Here is an 18,330-nt window from a genome sequence, read left to right on the forward strand (position 1 = left end):
GAGCAAGCCCGATCCCATGTGGGAGCGGGCTTGCTCGCGAATGGCATCACGCTAACTTTTGGGCAAGCACCGCAATATGCTCCGGCCCAATCCCGCAGCACCCGCCCAAATGACTGGCACCGCGCGCTTTCCAGTCGGCCGCCCACTGTAGATACCCCGGCGGATCGAGGTCCTCACGCAGCGGGTCCAGACCGTCGTTGGCCGTGGCTTCTTTCGGTTGTGGCGGGAACGCATTGGCGTACGCGCCGATGTAAATCTTCACGCCCAAACGCTGGAAGGTTTCCCGCGCCGCATCAATCGCAGCGCCGATCACTTCTGGCTGGCTGCAGTTGAAGAGCAACGCTTCGACACCCAATTCAGCAGCCACCGCAGCGGCCTCAGCCACAGGCTCACCGGAACGCAAACGCGGCACTTCGTCCGTGTCCTCATCCTTCAAGGTAAATGACAGCCAGAACGGCTTTCCGTCCTTTGGCAGACCGGCGTGAATCGCCCGCGCCTCAACGATTGAGCTCTGTGTTTCGGCTAGCCACAGGTCGACATGCGGCGCCAGCCCGTTGACCAGCGGCGTCAGCAATTCAGTCACCCGGGCAGCATCAAACAGGTCTGGACGATAGGAGCCAAACAACGGCGGCAACGAACCGGCCACACGTACGGCCTTGCCCGAAGCCTCCACTGCCCGCCTCGCCAACTCACCGGCCAGCGAAGCAAGCGCCTGCCCTTCAGCCGCAAAACGCTCCTCGCCGATGTGAAACGGCACCACCGCATAACTGTTGGTGGTGATCACATTGGCGCCACTGTCGATGTAAGCCGCGTGAACCGCCTCCACTGCGCGCGGTGCTTCGCTCAAGGCCAGCGCCGACCACTCGGGCTGCCTGAACGGCGCTCCTGCACGCTGCAGCTCACGGCCCATACCGCCATCCAGAATTACTGTGCTTCCTGCGCTCATATGCTTTTCACTCATATGCTTATGAAAATAACTCACTACCAACGTAGTTCTTATAACTATTTAATACGCACCACCCGGTTAATAACAACCACTTTTTTATCAGGGATCGACTGTGAAAATTCAACCGCTTCTGGCCTTGGGCCTGACGATTCTGGCTGTCTCCACCCAAGCCTTTGGCGGCGCCACACTGGACCGCATCGAGCAGAAGAAAGAACTGGTGGGCGTGTTGATGGAAAGCTATCCACCGTTCTCGTTCCTCAACGACCAGAACCAGCTCGACGGTTTTGACGTTGATGTGGCCAAAGCCGTGGCGGACAAACTGGGCGTCAAACTGCGTCTGGAAACGCCGTCCTGGGACGTCATCGCCGCCGGTCGCTGGAGCGGCCGTTACGACATCTGCGTCTGCTCGATGACGCCGAGCAAGGCACGCGCCGAAGTCTTCGATTTCCCGGTCGAGTACTACGCTTCGCCAGCCGTGATCGTGGTCAATGCCAAGGATGATCGCATTCACAGCGCCAAGGACCTGAGCGGCAAGAAAGTCGGCCTCACCAGCGCCTCCAGCTATGAAAGCTACTTGAACAAAAATCTGGTGATCGAAGGCGCTGAAGACACCCAACTGCAGTACCCGTTCGAAGACGTGCAGATCGCGCCGTATGACACCGACAACGTGGCGTTCCAGGACCTGGGCCTCGGCGCCGGCGTGCGGCTGGATGCGATCCTCACCAACCTCGTCACCGCGCAACCGCGCTTGACCGAGGACAAACGCTTCAAGCTGGCCGGCGAGCCGCTGTACTCGGAGCCGAACTCGGTGGCCATCGAGAAAGGTGACGCGCAGTGGGACGCCAAGGTGCGTGAAGTGTTTGCGCAACTGAAACAGGACGGCACCCTGAGCAAGCTCTCGCAAAAATGGATCGGCGCCGACATCAGCCAATGACTTCTTTCCCGACACCTCCTCAGCCGCCTCAACCGCTGGCTGAGTCGCGGTTGCAACGAATCTTCGGTTTCCGCACGCGGCTGTACCTGACGTGGGCGGCGATGTTTGGTTTGTTCGCCAGTTTCTTCCTGAGCTTCGACCTGAAGTTTTCGATCATCCTCGACAAACTGCCCAACCTGATCGGCCTGCACCTGGCACCAAACGGCTTCCTGCAAGGCGCGGCACTGACGCTGTTTCTGTGCCTGGCCTCAATCGTGTCGTCGTCGCTGCTGGGCTTCATCACCGCCCTGGCGCGGCTGTCGAAAAGCGCCGTGGCCTTCGGCATTGCGAGTTTCTATGCCTCGTTCTTTCGCGGCACGCCGCTGCTGATCCAGATCCTGTTGATCTACCTTGGCCTGCCGCAACTCGGCATCGTCCCAGGCGCCATCTCCGCCGGCATCATCGCCCTGTCGCTGAACTACGGAGCTTACCTGAGCGAAATCTTCCGCGCCGGCATCCTCGGCGTCCCCCACGGCCAACGCGAAGCCTCCCTGGCACTGGGCATGCGCAAAACCGTGATCTTCTGGCGCGTCACCCTGCCCCAAGCCATGCGCACCATCATCCCGCCGACCACCAACCAATTCATCTCGATGCTCAAGGACTCGTCGCTGATCTCGGTGATGGGGGTTTGGGAGGTGATGTTCCTGGCGCAATCCTATGGACGCTCGAGCTATCGGTACATCGAGATGTTGACCACGGCGGCGATTATTTACTGGGTGATGTCGATTGGGCTGGAGCTGATTCAGGCGAGGATGGAGCGGCACTATGGGAAGGCGTATTTGAGTCGGAGTTAGTGAAGGATCACTGCCTCCGAATGGCCGTAAACCCCAATAGATGCCATCTTTATAGAGCGCCCGTACACGGTGCAGAATCAGGTCAATTCGCGTCGAATCCGCACCACGCCCATCTTCAATCCAAACGGTCTGAATACTGCATTCAGCGATTTCAGCGTCTGATTTCCTTCCCCATGCTCGATATGCACCAGCGTGCGCACCGAGATTTTGCACATTTTTGCGAATTGGGTCTGGTGAAGCCCTGTGACCTCGACTCGCAATCGACGGACCGCTTCGCTTATCTCAAGAGTGCCTTGAGCCAGCGCTTCCTGGATGCTTTCGATGAGCACAGTGCGCTCAGCAACGGTCATGCTCATTTCAGGTCCCACTCTTTCAAACGCTGCTCCAGATTTTTCAAGGCAATTCGTGGGTGATTCATTGTCGCGTCAGGCAAACCACTGGCGGTCAAAATGTCGGGGAGTGCTGCCAGACGTTTGGCATCCTCGCGCAATCGATCGAAAGAATTCGGCGCGTCACTCAACGCAGCTAATGGATCATTAGGATCTGCAATGTCGGCCAATGCTCGACATACGCCACGCCAATCAACGTCACCTGCTCTTTCCAGCTCTTTTGGCCACTTGGTAGTGCGGGTCACACCTTCGTCATCCATCACCATTGGCGCCAGATCATAGATCGGTGCTAAACGAAACGAAGCGGTGTCCCGAATGATTGCGGTGTTGCGGCCATGGTTATCTGAGTTGCCGAGGATTTTATTGAGCAGATCCCGACGCAGGTAGTCAGCAACAAGATTCGGGATTTGGTCCGCCTGCCCCGCTTCACGCCAGAGTCTCGCAAGTAGCCTGATAACTTCCATGTGGTCCATAGGGCTACCGGGCGTGGTTACTTGTGCCAAAGAGTAGATCGACTCCACGGCAAAACGCTCAACACCCAGAGGCGTCACTTGTCGATCAAAACGCTGCATCCACAGACTAGGCTTGGTCGCCTCTTCCAACGCCAAGCCCTGTTCTGCCACCGTTTCGATGCCTAGTTTTTGGAGTGCTTTGTAGTAGTGGTATTCGCTTCTGAGAATGTCTTGATCGTTCCTGTTCCCTTTGTTGCGAGAGAACTTCACGAACCAGTGTTGGGCAGCGTCTGCGTCGTCCAATACTGCGTCGGGGTATAAATTTCCATCCTTACCCTGAACTAACAAAAGTTTGGGCGCCTCGCCACCCGCTCCGGTTGCCCCACCAATTGCGGCGCCCTGCTCATAGGCATATTCGAGAAACCGGTTATCACGACTGATGACGTCCTGGCGTTTAAACCCTATAGGCTCGCGTTGATCTACTGCCTCAGCGGATTCCTTTATGCGCATATTGCCAATCGGTGCAGGAGTGCTGCGGGCCAGTAAATAGAGGTCGGCACTGACGTCCGCAGGTATGTCGCGACCTATGTGTGTCAGCAGAAATTTTTTGGCGGCACCGGCAGGTGCAATATCGTGAAGAAATGCGGGTGCATTGGATCGCTGCCCCTCCCATTCCAGAGGAAATCTGGCACTCACTGCCTTGGCAAATGGAGCGCCAACGTCCTCAATGTTTTCGACGAGATAAGGTGTTTCGTAGCCAAAGCTGCATCGGCTTTCGAAACCTTTTTCAGGGCTGTCGAAGCTCAAGTCCATGGCGTCGTGCCATTTCCCGGTAATGAAAATCTGTAAAGTCAGATTGTACATGCCGTCAACACCTGCATTTAAATGCATTTTTTGCGGATTTTTTAAACTTCGATTGCAATATAGTGCATGCGTGAGGCCCTAAACATCTTCTTCTACGCATTAAAATGCAGATGGAGGATTTTTGACAGGCTAAAAACGCAAAATAATGCAGATTGAGGTGACGCACCGACATCATTCTGTAAAACCCTACGCTGTACAAGACGGCCTCCTTAATCGCTTTGCGTCTCGGCGCCGCTTTCCAATTCGGCGAAGGCCTGTCGGCGTTCCAGACGCAGGCGAGGGGGGTGGAGTAACAGCCGTAATCATGGGGTGATTGGGCAGTGGCAAATGAGTTTTTGATCTGAAAAAAACAGACCAATCCTGAAAGGTTGTAGGCAAATATTCCAACGGGTGAAGGCCGAAGCACACGTACGGGGCAAAGTAGAGTTTTTGCTACAACCGAATTTCCAAGGCCCTGCAAAACTGCCGGAAACGCCCGGCATTCAAGCACCAGTGCTCCCTCCTAGAGTTCGACCTCCTCAAAATGAAGGTCGAACTCAATGCCCACGCCATTCATTCATCACCCGCAGCAACTCGCCCTGGCCATCGCCCTCTCTCTTGGCTGCATCGATATCACGATGGCTCAGCAAGCAGTGGTTGATGCCGCTGTCGAAGCACCCGCAAAGAAAGCTCGAGTAACGGCTTGGCCGAAAAAAGATGATCTTTTGGCGATCAAGAATTTCATTGGCCCGATGGCGCACGCCGTCAAACCCGCATCGCTTAAGCCTCCAGAACCGGTGACTCAGTTGCCGTCTGTTCCGGCTGCTCCGGAACCGGTAGATTTTGCAGCCCATCTTTACGACTTTCCCGAAACAACAGAGAAAGGTCTCTTCACCAGGCCGGTCATTGATGATTGGCTCGCAACGGAGAGTTTCGCTGATCCGATGCAGCACACTGGCGAACCCAATCCAGTTACTTCAGAACAACCAGTGAACCCCACCCTACCGTTGGCGGCTACTGCAGGACCAATGGATTCGGCGGCACGTCCTTACGATTCCCCCGTACCCACTGACGACCTGCTCGAAACGGCAGAAGATGATTTATCGATCACGTTCGACAACTTCGCGAATGCCGATAGCACTGAGCACACCTTTGCAGCAGAGCGCTACGAAACCATCGGCGGCGTCTCGCTGAAACTGGGGGAGGAAGATGATCTGTTTATCGTCAACCACGGTGTCAGCTTTGCTGGGGAAATACAGGGGGGTGGCGGGAAAAACGTAATACTGCTCGACTCTCCCGACGGCGGCACACTCGACAAAACCAGTAACTTTTTAGGGTTGCGAGTAGCGCAAGGAGCTTGGTCCTTGACGGGCAAAGACGACTTCGACCGCGGAGCCGAAGTGTTGGCTGGCGCAACGTTGTTCAATATGGGCAGTATTGCGGGGGATGCCATTGTTTACGAAGGTGGTAGCTACGGCGGACAGGGTGAGGTTCGCGATCTTTACGTAGAAGGAGCATTGCTGGTCAGTGAGTCGCTTGGTGCCCCACACATCAGAGGAAACCTGACTTTTACAAAGGATGCCACGCTTTCCTACGCCGTAACGGCTACCGGCAAGTCTCCCACCATCATGGTCGAGGGTACTGCTGCGCTGGAGGATGCCTCACTGGAGGTTTTTGCAGTGCCGGGCGACTATCCCGATGGCAGTGATCACTCGGTCCTCAAAGCCGGCAATGTGGAAGGCGAATTCGGTCGCGTCACCAGTAACCTGGCGTACATGACGCCGACCCTGTCTTACACCAAAACTGAAGTGGCTCTTAACTACGCTCGCAATGGAGTGCCGATCGAAGATTTTGCCGCAGACGACAATGCTCGTGAATTTGGCCGAAGCGTCGAAGAGCCGGCGACTAAAACCAGCGAACCCAATGCTGCCGTAAACGCCCTGCTCACCACCGATAAATCCACAGCCACTAATGCTCTCGAACAACTGACCGGTGACAGCAACGCCAACCTCGCCAAGGCAACCCTGAACAGTGACAGTCCAGTCAGCGCCACCTTGCTCTCGGCCATGCGCCAGCTGGACAGCGCAGCAGGGTTCGGAAATCAGAAAAGTGCGCCACGCCAGGCCGCCGGCAGCGAAGACAACGGTAGGGTCTGGCTACAAGCCTTGGGTCACGGCGGAACGCTGGATCGCGACCACGATGCTCTGAAAACTTCTACCAAAGGTCTCGTTCTGGGCGCGGATTGGAGCGTCGGTGAGGAATGGCGCATCGGTGTGATGGGCGGCAAGTCTGATACTCGTCTGGACAGTCGCGAACTCGACGGCGATCTCGACAGCTGGCACTTGGGCGTCTATGCCATGCGCCAGAACGGACCGATGTCGTTGCGCCTGGGCGCGACCTACAGCAATCATGACGGCAGCACTAAACGTCGGGTTGCCTTCAACGGTTTCAGCGACCGTCCCGAAGGTCGTTACGATGCCAACACCCAACAGGCCTTTGCTGAGGTGGGTTACAACATGGGGCGAGCCAATGTCAGCATCGAACCGTTTGCCAGCCTTGGCTACCAACGCTATCAACGCGACGGCTACACCGAAAAAGGTGGCGCGGCAGCGCTGAAAGTCCACGGCCAAGCCCAAAACAACCTCAACAGCACGTTCGGCCTGCGACTAGCGAAGATCAATACACTGGATAACGGCATGCAACTGACGCCACGGTTCAGTGCCGGCTGGAAACACACCTACGGGGATATCTACACCGACACCCGCCAGCGATTGGTAACGGGCGGAAAAAACTTCACCGTTTCCGGTGCGCCGCTGGATCGAGACAGCCTGTTGGTTGATGCAGCGCTGGACCTTGGCTTGTCTGCGAAACATACGCTGGGTGTCGGTCTGAATGGTGAGATCGGCACTGACAGCCGCAATCACGGCGTAATGGGTCAGTGGCGAATGGCGTTCTGATCAACCACTGACACACCGCAGCCCCTGTGGGAGCGAGCTTGCTCGCGATGAGGGATTAACATTCAACATTGATGCTGACTGATAGCCCGCTATCGTCGGAACGCCGCCCGGAGCAAGCTCGCTCCCACATTTGCCAATGCGCAACTCCGGACGAAAAAAAAGGGGAGCACATGCCCCCCCGAGGTTTAAAGCGGTGCTATCTCGGCTGTTAACTCAGCCTTCGATCTCAATCAGGATTTCGCCCGGATTCACCCGGTCGCCCTTGGCCACGTGGATGGCGGTGACTTTGCCGGCGATGGCTGCCTGGACTTCGGTTTCCATCTTCATCGCTTCGGTGATCAGCACGGCTTGCCCTGCTTTCACGGTGTCGCCTTCCTTGACCAGCACGTCGACGATGTTGCCCGGCATGGTGGTGCTGACGTGACCCGGGGCCGTCGCTTGCTTGCGCTTGCTGCTGCCGCCGCTGACGAATTCGTTGAGCGGTTCGAACACCACTTCTTCCGGCATGCCGTCGATGGACAGGTAGAAGTGGCGCTTGCCTTCAGCCTTGACGCCGACACCGGTGATGTCGACGCGGTAGGTTTCGCCGTGGACGTCGATCACGAACTCGGTCGGCACGCCTTCGCCACCGGCCGAGGCCACACCGCCCGCCTCAGGAATCGGCAACAGCACTTCTGGCGTCAGGGTGCCGGCAGCACGTTCTTCGAGGAATTTGCGGCCGATGTCCGGGAACATGGCGTAGGTCAGCACGTCTTCTTCAGACTTGGCCACGGTACCGATTTCGGCACGCAGTTTGGTCATTTCCGGCTTGAGCAGGTCGGCCGGACGCACGTCGATCACTTCTTCGCTGCCGATCGCCTGACGACGCAGTTTCTCGTTCACAGTGCCCGGTGCCTTGCCGTAGCCGCCTTGCAGGTAGAGCTTCACTTCGTTGGTGATGGTCTTGTAGCGCTCGCCGGCCAGCACGTTGAAAAACGCCTGGGTGCCGACGATTTGCGAGGTCGGGGTCACCAGCGGCGGGAAGCCGAGGTCTTCACGAACCCGCGGGATTTCGGCCAGCACTTCCGCCATGCGGTTCAGGGCGCCCTGCTCTTTCAGCTGGTTGGCCAGGTTGGAGATCATCCCGCCCGGTACCTGGTTGACTTGCACGCGGGTGTCGACGGCAGTGAATTCGCTTTCGAACTGGTGGTATTTCTTGCGCACGGCGTAGAAGTACAGGCCGATCTCTTGCAGCAGTTCCAGGTTCAGTCCGGTGTCGAACTCGCTGCCTTTAAGGGCAGCAACCATCGACTCGGTGCCTGGGTGGCTGGTGCCTGAGGCGAAGCTGGAGATCGCGGTGTCGATGTGATCGGCACCGTTTTCGATGGCTTTGAGTTGGCACATCGTGGCCAGGCCAGCGGTGTCGTGGGAATGGATGAACACCGGCAACGACTGCTCGGATTTCAGCGCCTTGACCAGTTCGCCGGTGGCGTACGGGGTCAGCAGGCCGGCCATGTCCTTGATCGCCACCGAATCGCAACCCATGGCTTCCATTTGTTTGGCCTGGGCCACGAACGCGTCGATGGTGTGCACCGGGCTGGTGGTGTACGCGATGGTGCCTTGGGCGTGTTTGCCCGCCGCTTTCACCGCTTCGATGGCCGTACGCAGGTTACGCACATCGTTCATCGCATCGAAGATGCGGAAGACGTCGATGCCGTTGACCGCTGCCTTGGCGACGAAAGCTCTGACTACGTCGTCGCTGTAATGGCGGTAGCCCAGCAGGTTCTGGCCACGAAGAAGCATTTGCAGGCGTGTGTTAGGCAGTGCGGCGCGCAGCTGACGCAGACGCTCCCACGGGTCTTCTTTGAGGAAGCGTACGCAGGCGTCGAAGGTTGCGCCGCCCCAGCATTCCAGCGACCAGTAGCCGACTTTGTCGAGCTTGTCGCAGATCGGCAGCATGTCTTCGGTGCGCATGCGGGTGGCGAGCAGCGATTGGTGGGCGTCGCGCAGGATTGTGTCGGTAACGTGGATTTTCTTGCTCATTGTTGTATTCCTCACAGGCCTGCGTGGGCGGCGATGGCGGCGGCGATGGCCAGGGCCAGCTCTTCGGGTTTGCGCTTGATCGAGTAGTTGGTCAGTTCAGGATGGCTTTCAACGAAGCTGGTGTTGAACTGGCCGCTACGGAATTCCGGGTTACGCAGGATTTCCTGGTAGTACGCAGCGGTGGTCTTGACCCCTTGCAGACGCATGTCGTCGAGGGCGCGCAAGCCACGGTCCATCGCTTCTTCCCAGGTCAGCGCCCAGACCACCAGTTTCAGGCACATGGAATCGTAGAACGGCGGAATGGTGTAGCCGGTGTAGATCGCCGTGTCGGTGCGCACGCCGGGACCGCCGGGCGCGTAGTAACGGGTGATCTTGCCGAAGCTCGGCAGGAAGTTGTTTTTCGGGTCTTCGGCGTTGATCCGGAATTGCAGCGCAAAACCGCGGTGTTGGATGTCTTCCTGTTTCACCGACAGCGGCAGGCCGGACGCAATGCGGATCTGCTCACGGACGATGTCGATCCCGGTGATTTCTTCGGTGATGGTGTGTTCCACCTGCACCCGGGTGTTCATCTCCATGAAGTACACCTCGCCCTCGGCGAGCAGGAACTCCACGGTGCCGGCGTTTTCGTAACCCACAGCCTTGGCTGCACGCACCGACAGGTCGCCGATGTAGGCGCGCTGTTCCGGGGTCAGTTGCGGGCTTGGAGCGATTTCGATGAGCTTCTGGTTGCGACGCTGGATCGAGCAGTCACGCTCGAACAGGTGCACGACGTTGCCAAAGCTGTCGCCGAGGATCTGCGCTTCGATGTGTTTCGGATTGACGATGCACTTTTCCAAGAACACTTCCGCCGAACCAAACGCCTTGGTCGCTTCGGAAATCACCCGTGGGAACGCTTGTTCGAGTTCTTCGCGGCTGTCGCAGCGACGGATACCACGACCGCCACCACCGGAGGTAGCCTTGAGCATCACCGGATAACCGATACGGTCGCCTTCGACCAAGGCCTCGGCGATGTCCGCGACGTTGCCTTCAGTGCCCGGCGTGACCGGCACGCCGGCCTTGATCATGCTGCGACGTGCTTCAGTCTTGTCGCCCATGCGGCGGATGACTTCAGCCGATGGACCAATGAATTTGATGCCGCGTTCGGCGCAGATGTCGGCCAGTTCAGCGTTTTCCGAGAGGAATCCGTAACCGGGATGCAACGCATCACAACCGGTTTCCACAGCCAGGTTCACCAGCTTGCGCGCATTCAGGTAACCGGCCAGTGGCTCGGCACCGATGCTGTGGGCCTCATCCGCACGCTTCACATGCAAGGCATGGCGGTCGGCGTCGGAATAGATCGCGACCGAGCGAATGCCCATCTCGGCGCAGGCACGCACGACTCGTACGGCAATCTCACCACGGTTGGCGATCAGGATCTTTTTTATCACTTGGAGGTTCCCTTGAGCCGGTGGTACCCACGACCTGCTAGACCAGGTCGACGCGTGACTAAATGTTTCGATTTAGTCGCAGCCCCACACTAGCCCTCACAAGGAATTAACAAAAATGAATAATAATTGGGTTAGGCATAAGTAAAGCCTTATAGTTGATGCATCAGCCTGCGGCCAGAGCCCTTAGATTATGCGTAAGTCATTGATGCGTATGACATTGCGTCAATTGCAAATCTTCAACGAGGTCTGTGATTTGAGGTCCTACAGCCGCGCGGCCGACGAAATGTCCCTGACACAACCGGCCGTCAGCCTGCAGATTCGCCAGCTTGAGGAGCTGATTGGTCAGCCTTTGTTCGATTACGTTGGCAAAAAACTCTACATGACTGAGGCTGCCGAAGCACTACAGCGTGCCAGTCGAGACATTTTCGGGCGCCTGGAAAACCTCGACATGCAGCTTTCGGACATGCAGGGATCGCTGCAAGGCCAGTTGAAACTGGCGGTGGAATCCAGCGCCAAATATTTCGTTCCGCATCTGTTTGCAGCATTCAAGCGTCAGCATCCAGAGGTCAATCTACAACTGACTGTGGTCAACCGCGGACAAGTGATCCGTCGGCTGTCTGATAACCGCGACGACCTGGTGATCATGTCGATGGTGCCGCAGGACATGGGCCTGGAGTTCCTGCCGTTCCTGAATAATCCGATCGTTGCTGTCGCACCGCCGGACCATCCGCTGTGCCACATGGGGCCGCTGCGCTTACAAGACCTCGAGCCGTACACACTGCTGCTGCGCGAGCCCGGTTCCGGAACGCGATTGGCGTGCGAGGAGTATTTCAAAGAGAAGCGCGTGCACTTCAACCAGACCCAGGAGGTCGCATCGGCCGAAGCCCAGCGTGAATGCGTACTGGCGGGTCTGGGCGTTGCGCTGTTGACGCGCCACGCCCTGAACCTTGAGTTGGCGACCGGTGGATTGATCGAGTTACCGGTCGAAGAACTGCCGCTGTATCGCAGCTGGTGCCTGGTGCAAGCCAAGGCGAAACGGCTGTCACCAGTGGCGCACGCGTTCCTTGCGTTTATCCGCAGCGAGCGGGTGCAGATCAGCGCGCTGGTTGAGCGCTTCGACGGGAAGTTGCGGGAGCTGCCTGCCAGTAGTTGAGCTCCAGCTCGGGGAAATCACCGATCTCTGCCAGCAGCTGACGGCGTTCGCAGCGATCTTCGATGGCGCGGCGAAATTCCATGCGGCGCTGATCTTCTTGCTGACGACGGGTTTTGGCGGCGCTGTTGCGTTCTTCGTAGGGCTGGGCCATTTCGAGTCTCCCAAGGCGATTACGGGAGTTTCAAGATAGGCGCGAGGGATGACGGTTTGGCGGCTTGTGCGTTACAGGGATGTGAATATTGCTGGGGGATGAAGTGTTCTTGAGAACGCCTTCGCGGGCAAGCCCGCTCCCACAGGGTTCGGTGGTGCTCACTCAATTTGAGCAACGCAACCGATCCTTGTGGGAGCGGGCTTGCCCGCGAATGAAGGTCGGAACGACCTTCCAGCCATCTCGGATCAGCATCAATCGTCGAGAGCTTTTACTGACTTGGGCGACAGCCGCAAGCTGCGCAGGCTGCGTTTGACGCTCTTGAGGTGGTTGACCAGGCTCGGCCCGCGCGCCATGGCCACGCCCATCGCCAACACGTCGATCACCACCAGGTGAGCGATACGCGAGGTCAGCGGGGTGTAGATTTCCGTGTCTTCATGCACATCGATCGCCAGGTTGACGGTCGACAGTTCCGCTAACGGCGTCTGACTCGGGCACAAGGTGATCAACGAGGCGCCGCTTTCACGCACCAGGTTCGCCGTTATCAGCAAATCCTTGGAGCGCCCGGACTGGGAAATGCAGATCGCCACATCGGTCGGTTTCAAGGTGACCGCCGACATCGCCTGCATGTGCGGGTCGGAATAAGCCGCCGCGGTCAGCAGCAACCGGAAGAACTTGTGCTGTGCATCCGCCGCCACTGCGCCAGAAGCACCAAAGCCATAGAACTCGACGCGCTGGGCCTGGGACATGAGCGACACCGCCCGCTGCAACTCCACCGGATCGAGCTTCTCGCGAACCTCCATCAGGGTGTGCAGGGTGGTATCGAAGATTTTCAGGCTGTAATCGGCGACCGAATCGTCTTCATGAATCGCAAACTGGCCGAAGCTCGCGCCTGCCGCCAGGCTCTGCGCCAGCTTCAGCTTCAGGTCCTGGAAACCGGAACAACCGATGGCGCGGCAGAAGCGCACGATGGTCGGCTCACTGATGCCCACGCTATGGGCCAGGTCGGCCATGGAGCTGTGCATCACCGCCGCAGGATCAAGCAGCACGTGGTCGGCGACCTTGAGCTCCGACTTGCGTAAGAGGTGGCGTGACTGGGCGATGTGTTGCAGCAGATTCAAAGGGCTGGACTCTTTGTTATTGGCAGGTGCCGGAGATGTAGCAAGCTTGTAGTTATACTACATGAATCGGCTTTTTGCCTGCTCAATGCGTAATTGAATTGTCTTGCTGCCCCCGGTTTTGGCTGGGGGCGCTCTGTGTAGCCAATGCTGAGAAGTCACTGAGGAAATGGCCAAAAGCACTGAGTCTTGGCCTTCGACAACACCTTCCCCACCGGCTCAATTAACAAACTTTTCGTATTTCAACACCATCCAACCAACACAAAATTTTACAAATGCAATATATATGTATTCTTTAATTAGCAACTCCGTACGCCAGCATTGAGGAGATTAGACACCTACAACCTCTATAGGAATATCCATGCAATCTAAGCTGTCGCTTTTATATTCAGCGCTCTTTTTCTCTCTCATCCTAACTTTCAACGCCTCAGCAGAAGAATACTATTGGTATATTCAGACCGAGGCTTATGCCGAGCCAGAAGCACAGAAACAACACTCGTCTCCTGAACAGGCATGCCGACATCTTCATGAAAATACTGAGTATGGATACTATGAGTACGGGGCTACAGAACCGACACAGAGTGAAAACCAATGGACTTGCAATTTCATTTACGGCCCGGATCTGGAAGAAGATACATTTGGCTTATCTATATACCGACATGGCGATTCGTGCGCAAATAATAAAATTTTCGATAAGCTGAGCGGGCAGTGTGAATCGGAGAGCATTTCTAACACCTGTCCTTTGAATACAGTTGGAAACCCTATCAACTTTGTAACAGGCTATAAAACACAGTCTGAACAAGATTTCCCAGTTTCAGGAAACCAGCACAAAAGCAAATTACATTTCACAAAGCAATATAATAGCTCGAACGGTATCTGGACCCATTCATACTCCTCGAGACTCCTAATTGAACCTGGTTTGATTACATTGATTCATACCAATGGTGACAGGTCATATTTTGATAAAAAAGAAAACAATTATGTCGGAAGATACCCAGAGATAGGAAAGCTGATCGCTGGCTCAAACCTCTGGATATATATGGCAGTTGACAACAGTCTTTCAGAGTTCGATACATATGGAAAACTATCCAAAATACAAAAAACAGACGCAACACTAAAAATCACCTATACAGATAAATTCACTACGGTAACTGATCAGTTCGGAAACACCTTGCAATTCACTGACGACTCAAAAAAACAGCCCGTAAAGGTTACAGCAGGAAACCTAAATATCGTCTACGGCTATAATAACTACAAGCAATTGATCTCAATGACCCGCATTTATTCAGGACACACAGAAAATAAAGAGTATTTATATGAAGACATTTACGACAGCAGGCTACTGACAGGCATTATCGATGAACGAGGAGTACGCTACGCCACATGGGCCTATGACAAACAAGGACGCGCAATTTCGAGTGAGCACTCCGGTGGAGCAGGAAGAACCTCAATTAATTACAATGAGGATGGTTCGTCTACGGTAACCAATGAGCTCGGAAAGCAAGCCCGTTATCAATTTGAGATGATTCAAAACATCAAACGTATCAAAGCCGTCGAAGGTATTCTTTCCGCTCATTGCCCCGATAGCAATTCGAGCTTTGCCTATAACACTCGTGGTTTATTAGAAACAAAGACTGACAATAACGGCAACATTACAACATACACCTATAACGAACGAGGCCTGGAACTTTCCCGCACGTTGGCGACCGGTACGGCCCACGCTAAAACTATCACCACCGAATGGCACCCAACTTTAATCTTGCCCGTGCGTATCACCGAACCCCACCGTTTCATCCAATACACCTATGACGTTCAAGGACGACAACTCAGTCGAACCGTTACTTCCCGCTGATTCAGAAGGATCTGATCATGAGTACACTGATTTTCAGAGTGGGGCTGATAGCACTCACTCTAGGTGGAATTCTTACCACCCAGTTTTGGCAAGCGGCGGAGCGTGGCTGGACATTCGCCTACAACGCTGAAGGTCTGCTTACCTCCTCGGATGGCCCCCGGACCGATGTGAACGACATCACTGGCTATGAATACGACACAAAGGGAAACCTGACACGCGTTACTAACGCGCTAGGGCACGTTACAGAATTTTCGAATTTTGACTTCGCGGGCAATCCACAAACCACTACGGATCCTAACGGCGTCACCACTACCCTGACTTATGCGCCCCAAGGATGGTTATCGTCAGTCAGCATCGCACACAGCAAAACACAGTTCGAACACAACGCTACTGGTGACATAACCAAGCTAACCCGAGGTGATGGCAGCTGGCTTGCTTACACTTGGGACGACGCCAGACGACTAATTCAAATTACAACCAGCCTAATGGAACAGGTCGAGTTCGAGCTCGATCCAATGGGCAACCACAATGCATTAAGTGTGTAGGACAATGCGGGGAATCTGACGAAACAGCATAAATTGGTTTATGACGAACTGGGTCGCTTACTTCAGTCGGTAGGAGCTAGCGGCCAAACGAGCCATATGCAATACGACCCTAATAACAATCTCATTACTACCGTTACTCCTCGCGGTACTAGCTTTAGCAGCGCCTACGACCCGCTCGACCGATTGGTGAAGAGCACTGACCCATTAAACGCCTCCGAGCAATTTAAATACGATGCGCAAGACAACATCACTCACGTCCGCGACGCACGTGGAGTAAGCACTCAATATCACTTCGATGGTTTGGGTAACCTGACTCAACTGGACAGTCCCGATACTGGCAGCAGTAAATACAAATATGACGCAGCCGGTAACATCACAGAGATAACCGATGCTCGAGGGGTAGTCACATCCTTTACATACGATGCTCTCAATCGCTTGATTACTCGCCGGTATCCGGCGAACCCGACGCTCGATACCCGGTTTCACTACGACTCGATTACGGCAGGCAACAGGGGAATCGGCCGACTGACTGCCGTGGAGGACATGACTGGAGTACTGAACTACTCCTATGACGCGCACGGCAACCTTATCGCTCAGCAGCACACTCCACCGACGAATGATGTGGCTCAAGCAGAACAAATTGGCTATGGCTACGACAGTGCAAATCAACTCCATCGAATCGACTATCCCGCCGGATTCAGCATCCACTATCTTCGTAACGCCGCCGGACAGGTTAACCAAGTTGAAATTCAGCATGGAACAGACAAACCCATTGCCTTTGCACAGCACCTCACTTACCTACCTTTCGGTCCGCTTAAAAGCCTGACCTGGAACAATGGGACTACGCTTCAACGTACCTACGATCTGGACTATCGGTTAACTGCACAAACCGTCGCAGGCTGGAGCGATGCCTATACCTACGATGCCATCGGTAACGTTACCAAAGTACAAAGCAGTTCGCTCGGCGATCTAAATTACAGCTACGACGCGCTCGATCGCCTGACAGAAGAAACAAATGCCATCCGACAGCAAACTTTTACTTATGACGCTGTGGGTAACCGCACAAACAAAACTCTCACTCCTCTGGTCGAAGGCAAGGTGCAAGACAGTTCCATCATGACTTATCAGTATGGCGCCAGTAACAATCGTTTGATCCAAATAGACGACCATTTGGTGAGTTCCGATGGGACAGGCAATCTGATCAAAGACCACTACAATCGCCAATTCTCATACGACGAACAGAATCGCCTGAGCAGCGTGGAAATTGACGGAATGATCCGGGCTCAGTTTCGCTACAACGCTCTGGGTCAACGCACCCAGAAAATCACCCCACAAGGCGTTACCACATTTCTCTACGGACCTGATGGACAACTGTTAGGCGAAACAATGTTCAGTAGCGAAGGCAAAAAACTCGTAAGTCAATTCTACTTCTGGCTTGATGGCCTGCCATTGGGCGGTGTGAGTATTAATTATGATGTGGCAGGAGTAATTTCTAATAGCATGCCGTTCTACATTCATAGCGACCACGTCAACACTCCCCGTATCGTAGTTAACGCGGTTCAGGAAATTGTATGGGAATGGAAATCTGACGCTTTTGGCTTGGAGAAAGCCAGTGGCTCTTTGACTCTAAATCTCCGTTTCCCCGGTCAGTACTACGATGCTGAAACTGGGTTGCATTACAATTACTTCAGAAATTATGACCCGGAGACAGGACGCTATTTGGAAAGTGATCCAATCGGCCTCAAAGGTGGGTTTAACACCTATGGATATGCCACAAGCAATCCGTTGAAATACATTGATCCCTTTGGATTGGAATCTGTGTTTGAATGGTCCTCCAAAGCCGAGGACATAGCCGAAAAAAGCGGACTACCTGGAACACATAACGGTCCCCGGGACGCTTTCAGACACTGTGTCGCGTCGTGCATGATTGCATCATCAAATTGGGGGGAATCAACAAGCAGATTTGCCGGATGGGCACATGAAGTATCGAACTTTGGACAAAGCAAAGACGAGAGAGCCATGGACGACTGGAACAATCAAGTTGGATTATGTGCGGCCAAAGACAAGAAAAGCCCTGATGACTGCCCAAGAGCCTGCATGACTCTTCTTGAAAACAATGTTTTGATTAAGGAGGCAACTTCAAATGGCGCATACTACTAAATATAGATATTCAGCACTAAAGATCGCTTCGCTTGTCTTGCTACTGGCCTGCTCCTTCGCTTTCATAGCGGCAAGATACTATTACCCGGCAAACCTTGATCAAATATGCGATAGTAACTCGCCATTACTAGTAAACAACATCTACAGTTGCAGCCTCGTTGAACAGGTAGTAAACAATCTTGAGCACGAAGGCTACACTCTCGCTACCTTAGAGAAATCCAATACAAGCCGAGGCCCATTTAAAGCAAGATTTGATTACAAAATATTTGAAATAAACAACTATAAAATCGAAGGAGACCCTAATAGCGGAATTGCTCAGTTTCGATTCATCAATGGTCGTTTATCTTCAATAATTTACACACCAAAAAATCCAGAAATCGTATTTAACCTATACCCCGAAAAGGAATCAAACGAGACAAGCGTCCGGCATTCGACCAACTACCAAGGACTGAAGTATATTTCATGGTCAAACAACCAACTTGAATCTTACATTACATGGTGGATCAGACGATTTGCTTAGCAGATCCTCCCTTACTGAGTCAGCACTCTGT

15 protein-coding genes are annotated in these 18,330 nt (G+C 54.6%); 8 read left to right on the forward strand and 7 right to left on the reverse strand.

From position 1 onward, the window contains the following. Nucleotides 1–46: 46 nt before the first annotated feature. Nucleotides 47–946: a homocysteine S-methyltransferase family protein gene (locus ACYZT8_RS29555; RefSeq protein WP_461977968.1), complete on the reverse strand. Its 900-nt coding sequence runs from the start codon at nt 944–946 to the stop codon at nt 47–49. 112 nt (nt 947–1,058) lie between these two features. Between ACYZT8_RS29555 and ACYZT8_RS29560 the strand changes: the two genes are divergently transcribed. After that, entirely contained in the window at nt 1,059–1,880 is an 822-nt protein-coding gene (locus ACYZT8_RS29560) for an ABC transporter substrate-binding protein (protein ID WP_461977970.1), read from the forward strand. Further along, nucleotides 1,877–2,713, forward strand: coding sequence for an amino acid ABC transporter permease (locus ACYZT8_RS29565; RefSeq protein ID WP_461977972.1), 837 nt, complete (start codon nt 1,877–1,879; stop codon nt 2,711–2,713). Before ACYZT8_RS29560 ends, ACYZT8_RS29565 begins: the two co-directional genes overlap by 4 nt. 77 nt (nt 2,714–2,790) lie before the next feature. Here the strand turns inward: ACYZT8_RS29565 and ACYZT8_RS29570 are convergent, their stop codons facing one another. Both ACYZT8_RS29570 and ACYZT8_RS29575 read right to left on the reverse strand, forming a co-directional pair. Further along, nucleotides 2,791–3,069: a helix-turn-helix domain-containing protein gene (locus ACYZT8_RS29570; protein WP_461977974.1), complete on the reverse strand. Its 279-nt coding sequence runs from the start codon at nt 3,067–3,069 to the stop codon at nt 2,791–2,793. Then, nucleotides 3,066–4,418 (reverse strand): HipA domain-containing protein, encoded by a 1,353-nt coding sequence (locus ACYZT8_RS29575; protein ID WP_461977976.1) that lies wholly within the window; start codon nt 4,416–4,418, stop codon nt 3,066–3,068. The genes ACYZT8_RS29570 and ACYZT8_RS29575 overlap by 4 nt, the downstream gene beginning before the upstream one ends. A gap of 539 nt (nt 4,419–4,957) precedes the next feature. Here ACYZT8_RS29575 and ACYZT8_RS29580 point away from each other — a divergent pair. Further along, entirely contained in the window at nt 4,958–7,354 is a 2,397-nt protein-coding gene (locus ACYZT8_RS29580) for an autotransporter outer membrane beta-barrel domain-containing protein (protein WP_461977978.1), read from the forward strand. A gap of 213 nt (nt 7,355–7,567) precedes the next feature. Here ACYZT8_RS29580 and oadA read toward each other — a convergent pair whose 3' ends face one another. Together oadA and ACYZT8_RS29590 are read right to left on the reverse strand one after the other, a co-directional pair. Then, nucleotides 7,568–9,376, reverse strand: coding sequence for a sodium-extruding oxaloacetate decarboxylase subunit alpha (gene oadA / locus ACYZT8_RS29585; RefSeq protein WP_461977980.1), 1,809 nt, complete (start codon nt 9,374–9,376; stop codon nt 7,568–7,570). A gap of 11 nt (nt 9,377–9,387) precedes the next feature. Continuing rightward, on the reverse strand, nt 9,388–10,803 hold the full coding sequence (locus ACYZT8_RS29590; RefSeq protein WP_461977981.1) for an acetyl-CoA carboxylase biotin carboxylase subunit: 1,416 nt from the start codon (nt 10,801–10,803) through the stop codon (nt 9,388–9,390). Nucleotides 10,804–10,993: 190 nt separating this feature from the next. On the opposite strand from ACYZT8_RS29590, the gene ACYZT8_RS29595 reads away from it, so the two are divergent. Beyond that, nucleotides 10,994–11,956 (forward strand): LysR family transcriptional regulator, encoded by a 963-nt coding sequence (locus tag ACYZT8_RS29595; RefSeq protein ID WP_461977983.1) that lies wholly within the window; start codon nt 10,994–10,996, stop codon nt 11,954–11,956. On the opposite strand, the gene ACYZT8_RS29600 is transcribed toward ACYZT8_RS29595, so the two are convergent. Further along, a complete protein-coding gene (locus ACYZT8_RS29600) occupies nt 11,898–12,107 on the reverse strand; it encodes a PA3496 family putative envelope integrity protein (RefSeq protein ID WP_461956379.1) in 210 nt (69 codons plus the stop codon). The two genes, ACYZT8_RS29595 and ACYZT8_RS29600, sit on opposite strands and share 59 nt — an antisense overlap. Nucleotides 12,108–12,358: 251 nt before the next feature. After that, nucleotides 12,359–13,225, reverse strand: a complete 867-nt coding sequence (gene hexR, locus ACYZT8_RS29605; protein WP_008027445.1) for a transcriptional regulator HexR — start codon at nt 13,223–13,225, stop codon at nt 12,359–12,361. A 358-nt stretch (nt 13,226–13,583) separates the two neighbouring features. Between hexR and ACYZT8_RS29610 the strand changes: the two genes are divergently transcribed. From ACYZT8_RS29610 to ACYZT8_RS29625, 4 genes are all read left to right on the forward strand, one after another. After that, nucleotides 13,584–15,074, forward strand: coding sequence for a DUF6531 domain-containing protein (locus ACYZT8_RS29610; RefSeq protein ID WP_461977985.1), 1,491 nt, complete (start codon nt 13,584–13,586; stop codon nt 15,072–15,074). A gap of 17 nt (nt 15,075–15,091) precedes the next feature. Further along, nucleotides 15,092–15,619: an RHS repeat domain-containing protein gene (locus ACYZT8_RS29615; protein ID WP_461977987.1), complete on the forward strand. Its 528-nt coding sequence runs from the start codon at nt 15,092–15,094 to the stop codon at nt 15,617–15,619. 96 nt (nt 15,620–15,715) lie between these two features. After that, the gene (locus tag ACYZT8_RS29620; protein WP_461977989.1) at nt 15,716–17,779 is read left to right on the forward strand and encodes an RHS repeat domain-containing protein; all 2,064 of its coding nucleotides are present in this window, start codon (nt 15,716–15,718) and stop codon (nt 17,777–17,779) included. After that, the gene (locus ACYZT8_RS29625) at nt 17,763–18,299 is read left to right on the forward strand and encodes a hypothetical protein (RefSeq protein WP_461977991.1); all 537 of its coding nucleotides are present in this window, start codon (nt 17,763–17,765) and stop codon (nt 18,297–18,299) included. Before ACYZT8_RS29620 ends, ACYZT8_RS29625 begins: the two co-directional genes overlap by 17 nt. The last annotated feature ends 31 nt before the right edge of the window (nt 18,300–18,330 follow it).

The sequence above is a fragment of the Pseudomonas sp. LB3P93 genome (assembly GCF_054898025.1).

Coding starts and splice junctions, on each gene's coding strand:
- ACYZT8_RS29555 (WP_461977968.1), bottom strand. CDS start 946: ATGAGCGCAGGAAGCACAGTAATTCTGGATGGCGGTATGGGCCGTGAG.
- ACYZT8_RS29565 (WP_461977972.1), top strand. CDS start 1,877: ATGACTTCTTTCCCGACACCTCCTCAGCCGCCTCAACCGCTGGCTGAG.
- ACYZT8_RS29570 (WP_461977974.1), bottom strand. CDS start 3,069: ATGAGCATGACCGTTGCTGAGCGCACTGTGCTCATCGAAAGCATCCAG.
- ACYZT8_RS29575 (WP_461977976.1), bottom strand. CDS start 4,418: ATGTACAATCTGACTTTACAGATTTTCATTACCGGGAAATGGCACGAC.
- ACYZT8_RS29580 (WP_461977978.1), top strand. CDS start 4,958: ATGCCCACGCCATTCATTCATCACCCGCAGCAACTCGCCCTGGCCATC.
- oadA (WP_461977980.1), bottom strand. CDS start 9,376: ATGAGCAAGAAAATCCACGTTACCGACACAATCCTGCGCGACGCCCAC.
- ACYZT8_RS29595 (WP_461977983.1), top strand. CDS start 10,994: ATGCGTAAGTCATTGATGCGTATGACATTGCGTCAATTGCAAATCTTC.
- ACYZT8_RS29600 (WP_461956379.1), bottom strand. CDS start 12,107: ATGGCCCAGCCCTACGAAGAACGCAACAGCGCCGCCAAAACCCGTCGT.
- ACYZT8_RS29610 (WP_461977985.1), top strand. CDS start 13,584: ATGCAATCTAAGCTGTCGCTTTTATATTCAGCGCTCTTTTTCTCTCTC.
- ACYZT8_RS29615 (WP_461977987.1), top strand. CDS start 15,092: ATGAGTACACTGATTTTCAGAGTGGGGCTGATAGCACTCACTCTAGGT.
- ACYZT8_RS29620 (WP_461977989.1), top strand. CDS start 15,716: ATGCAATACGACCCTAATAACAATCTCATTACTACCGTTACTCCTCGC.
- ACYZT8_RS29625 (WP_461977991.1), top strand. CDS start 17,763: ATGGCGCATACTACTAAATATAGATATTCAGCACTAAAGATCGCTTCG.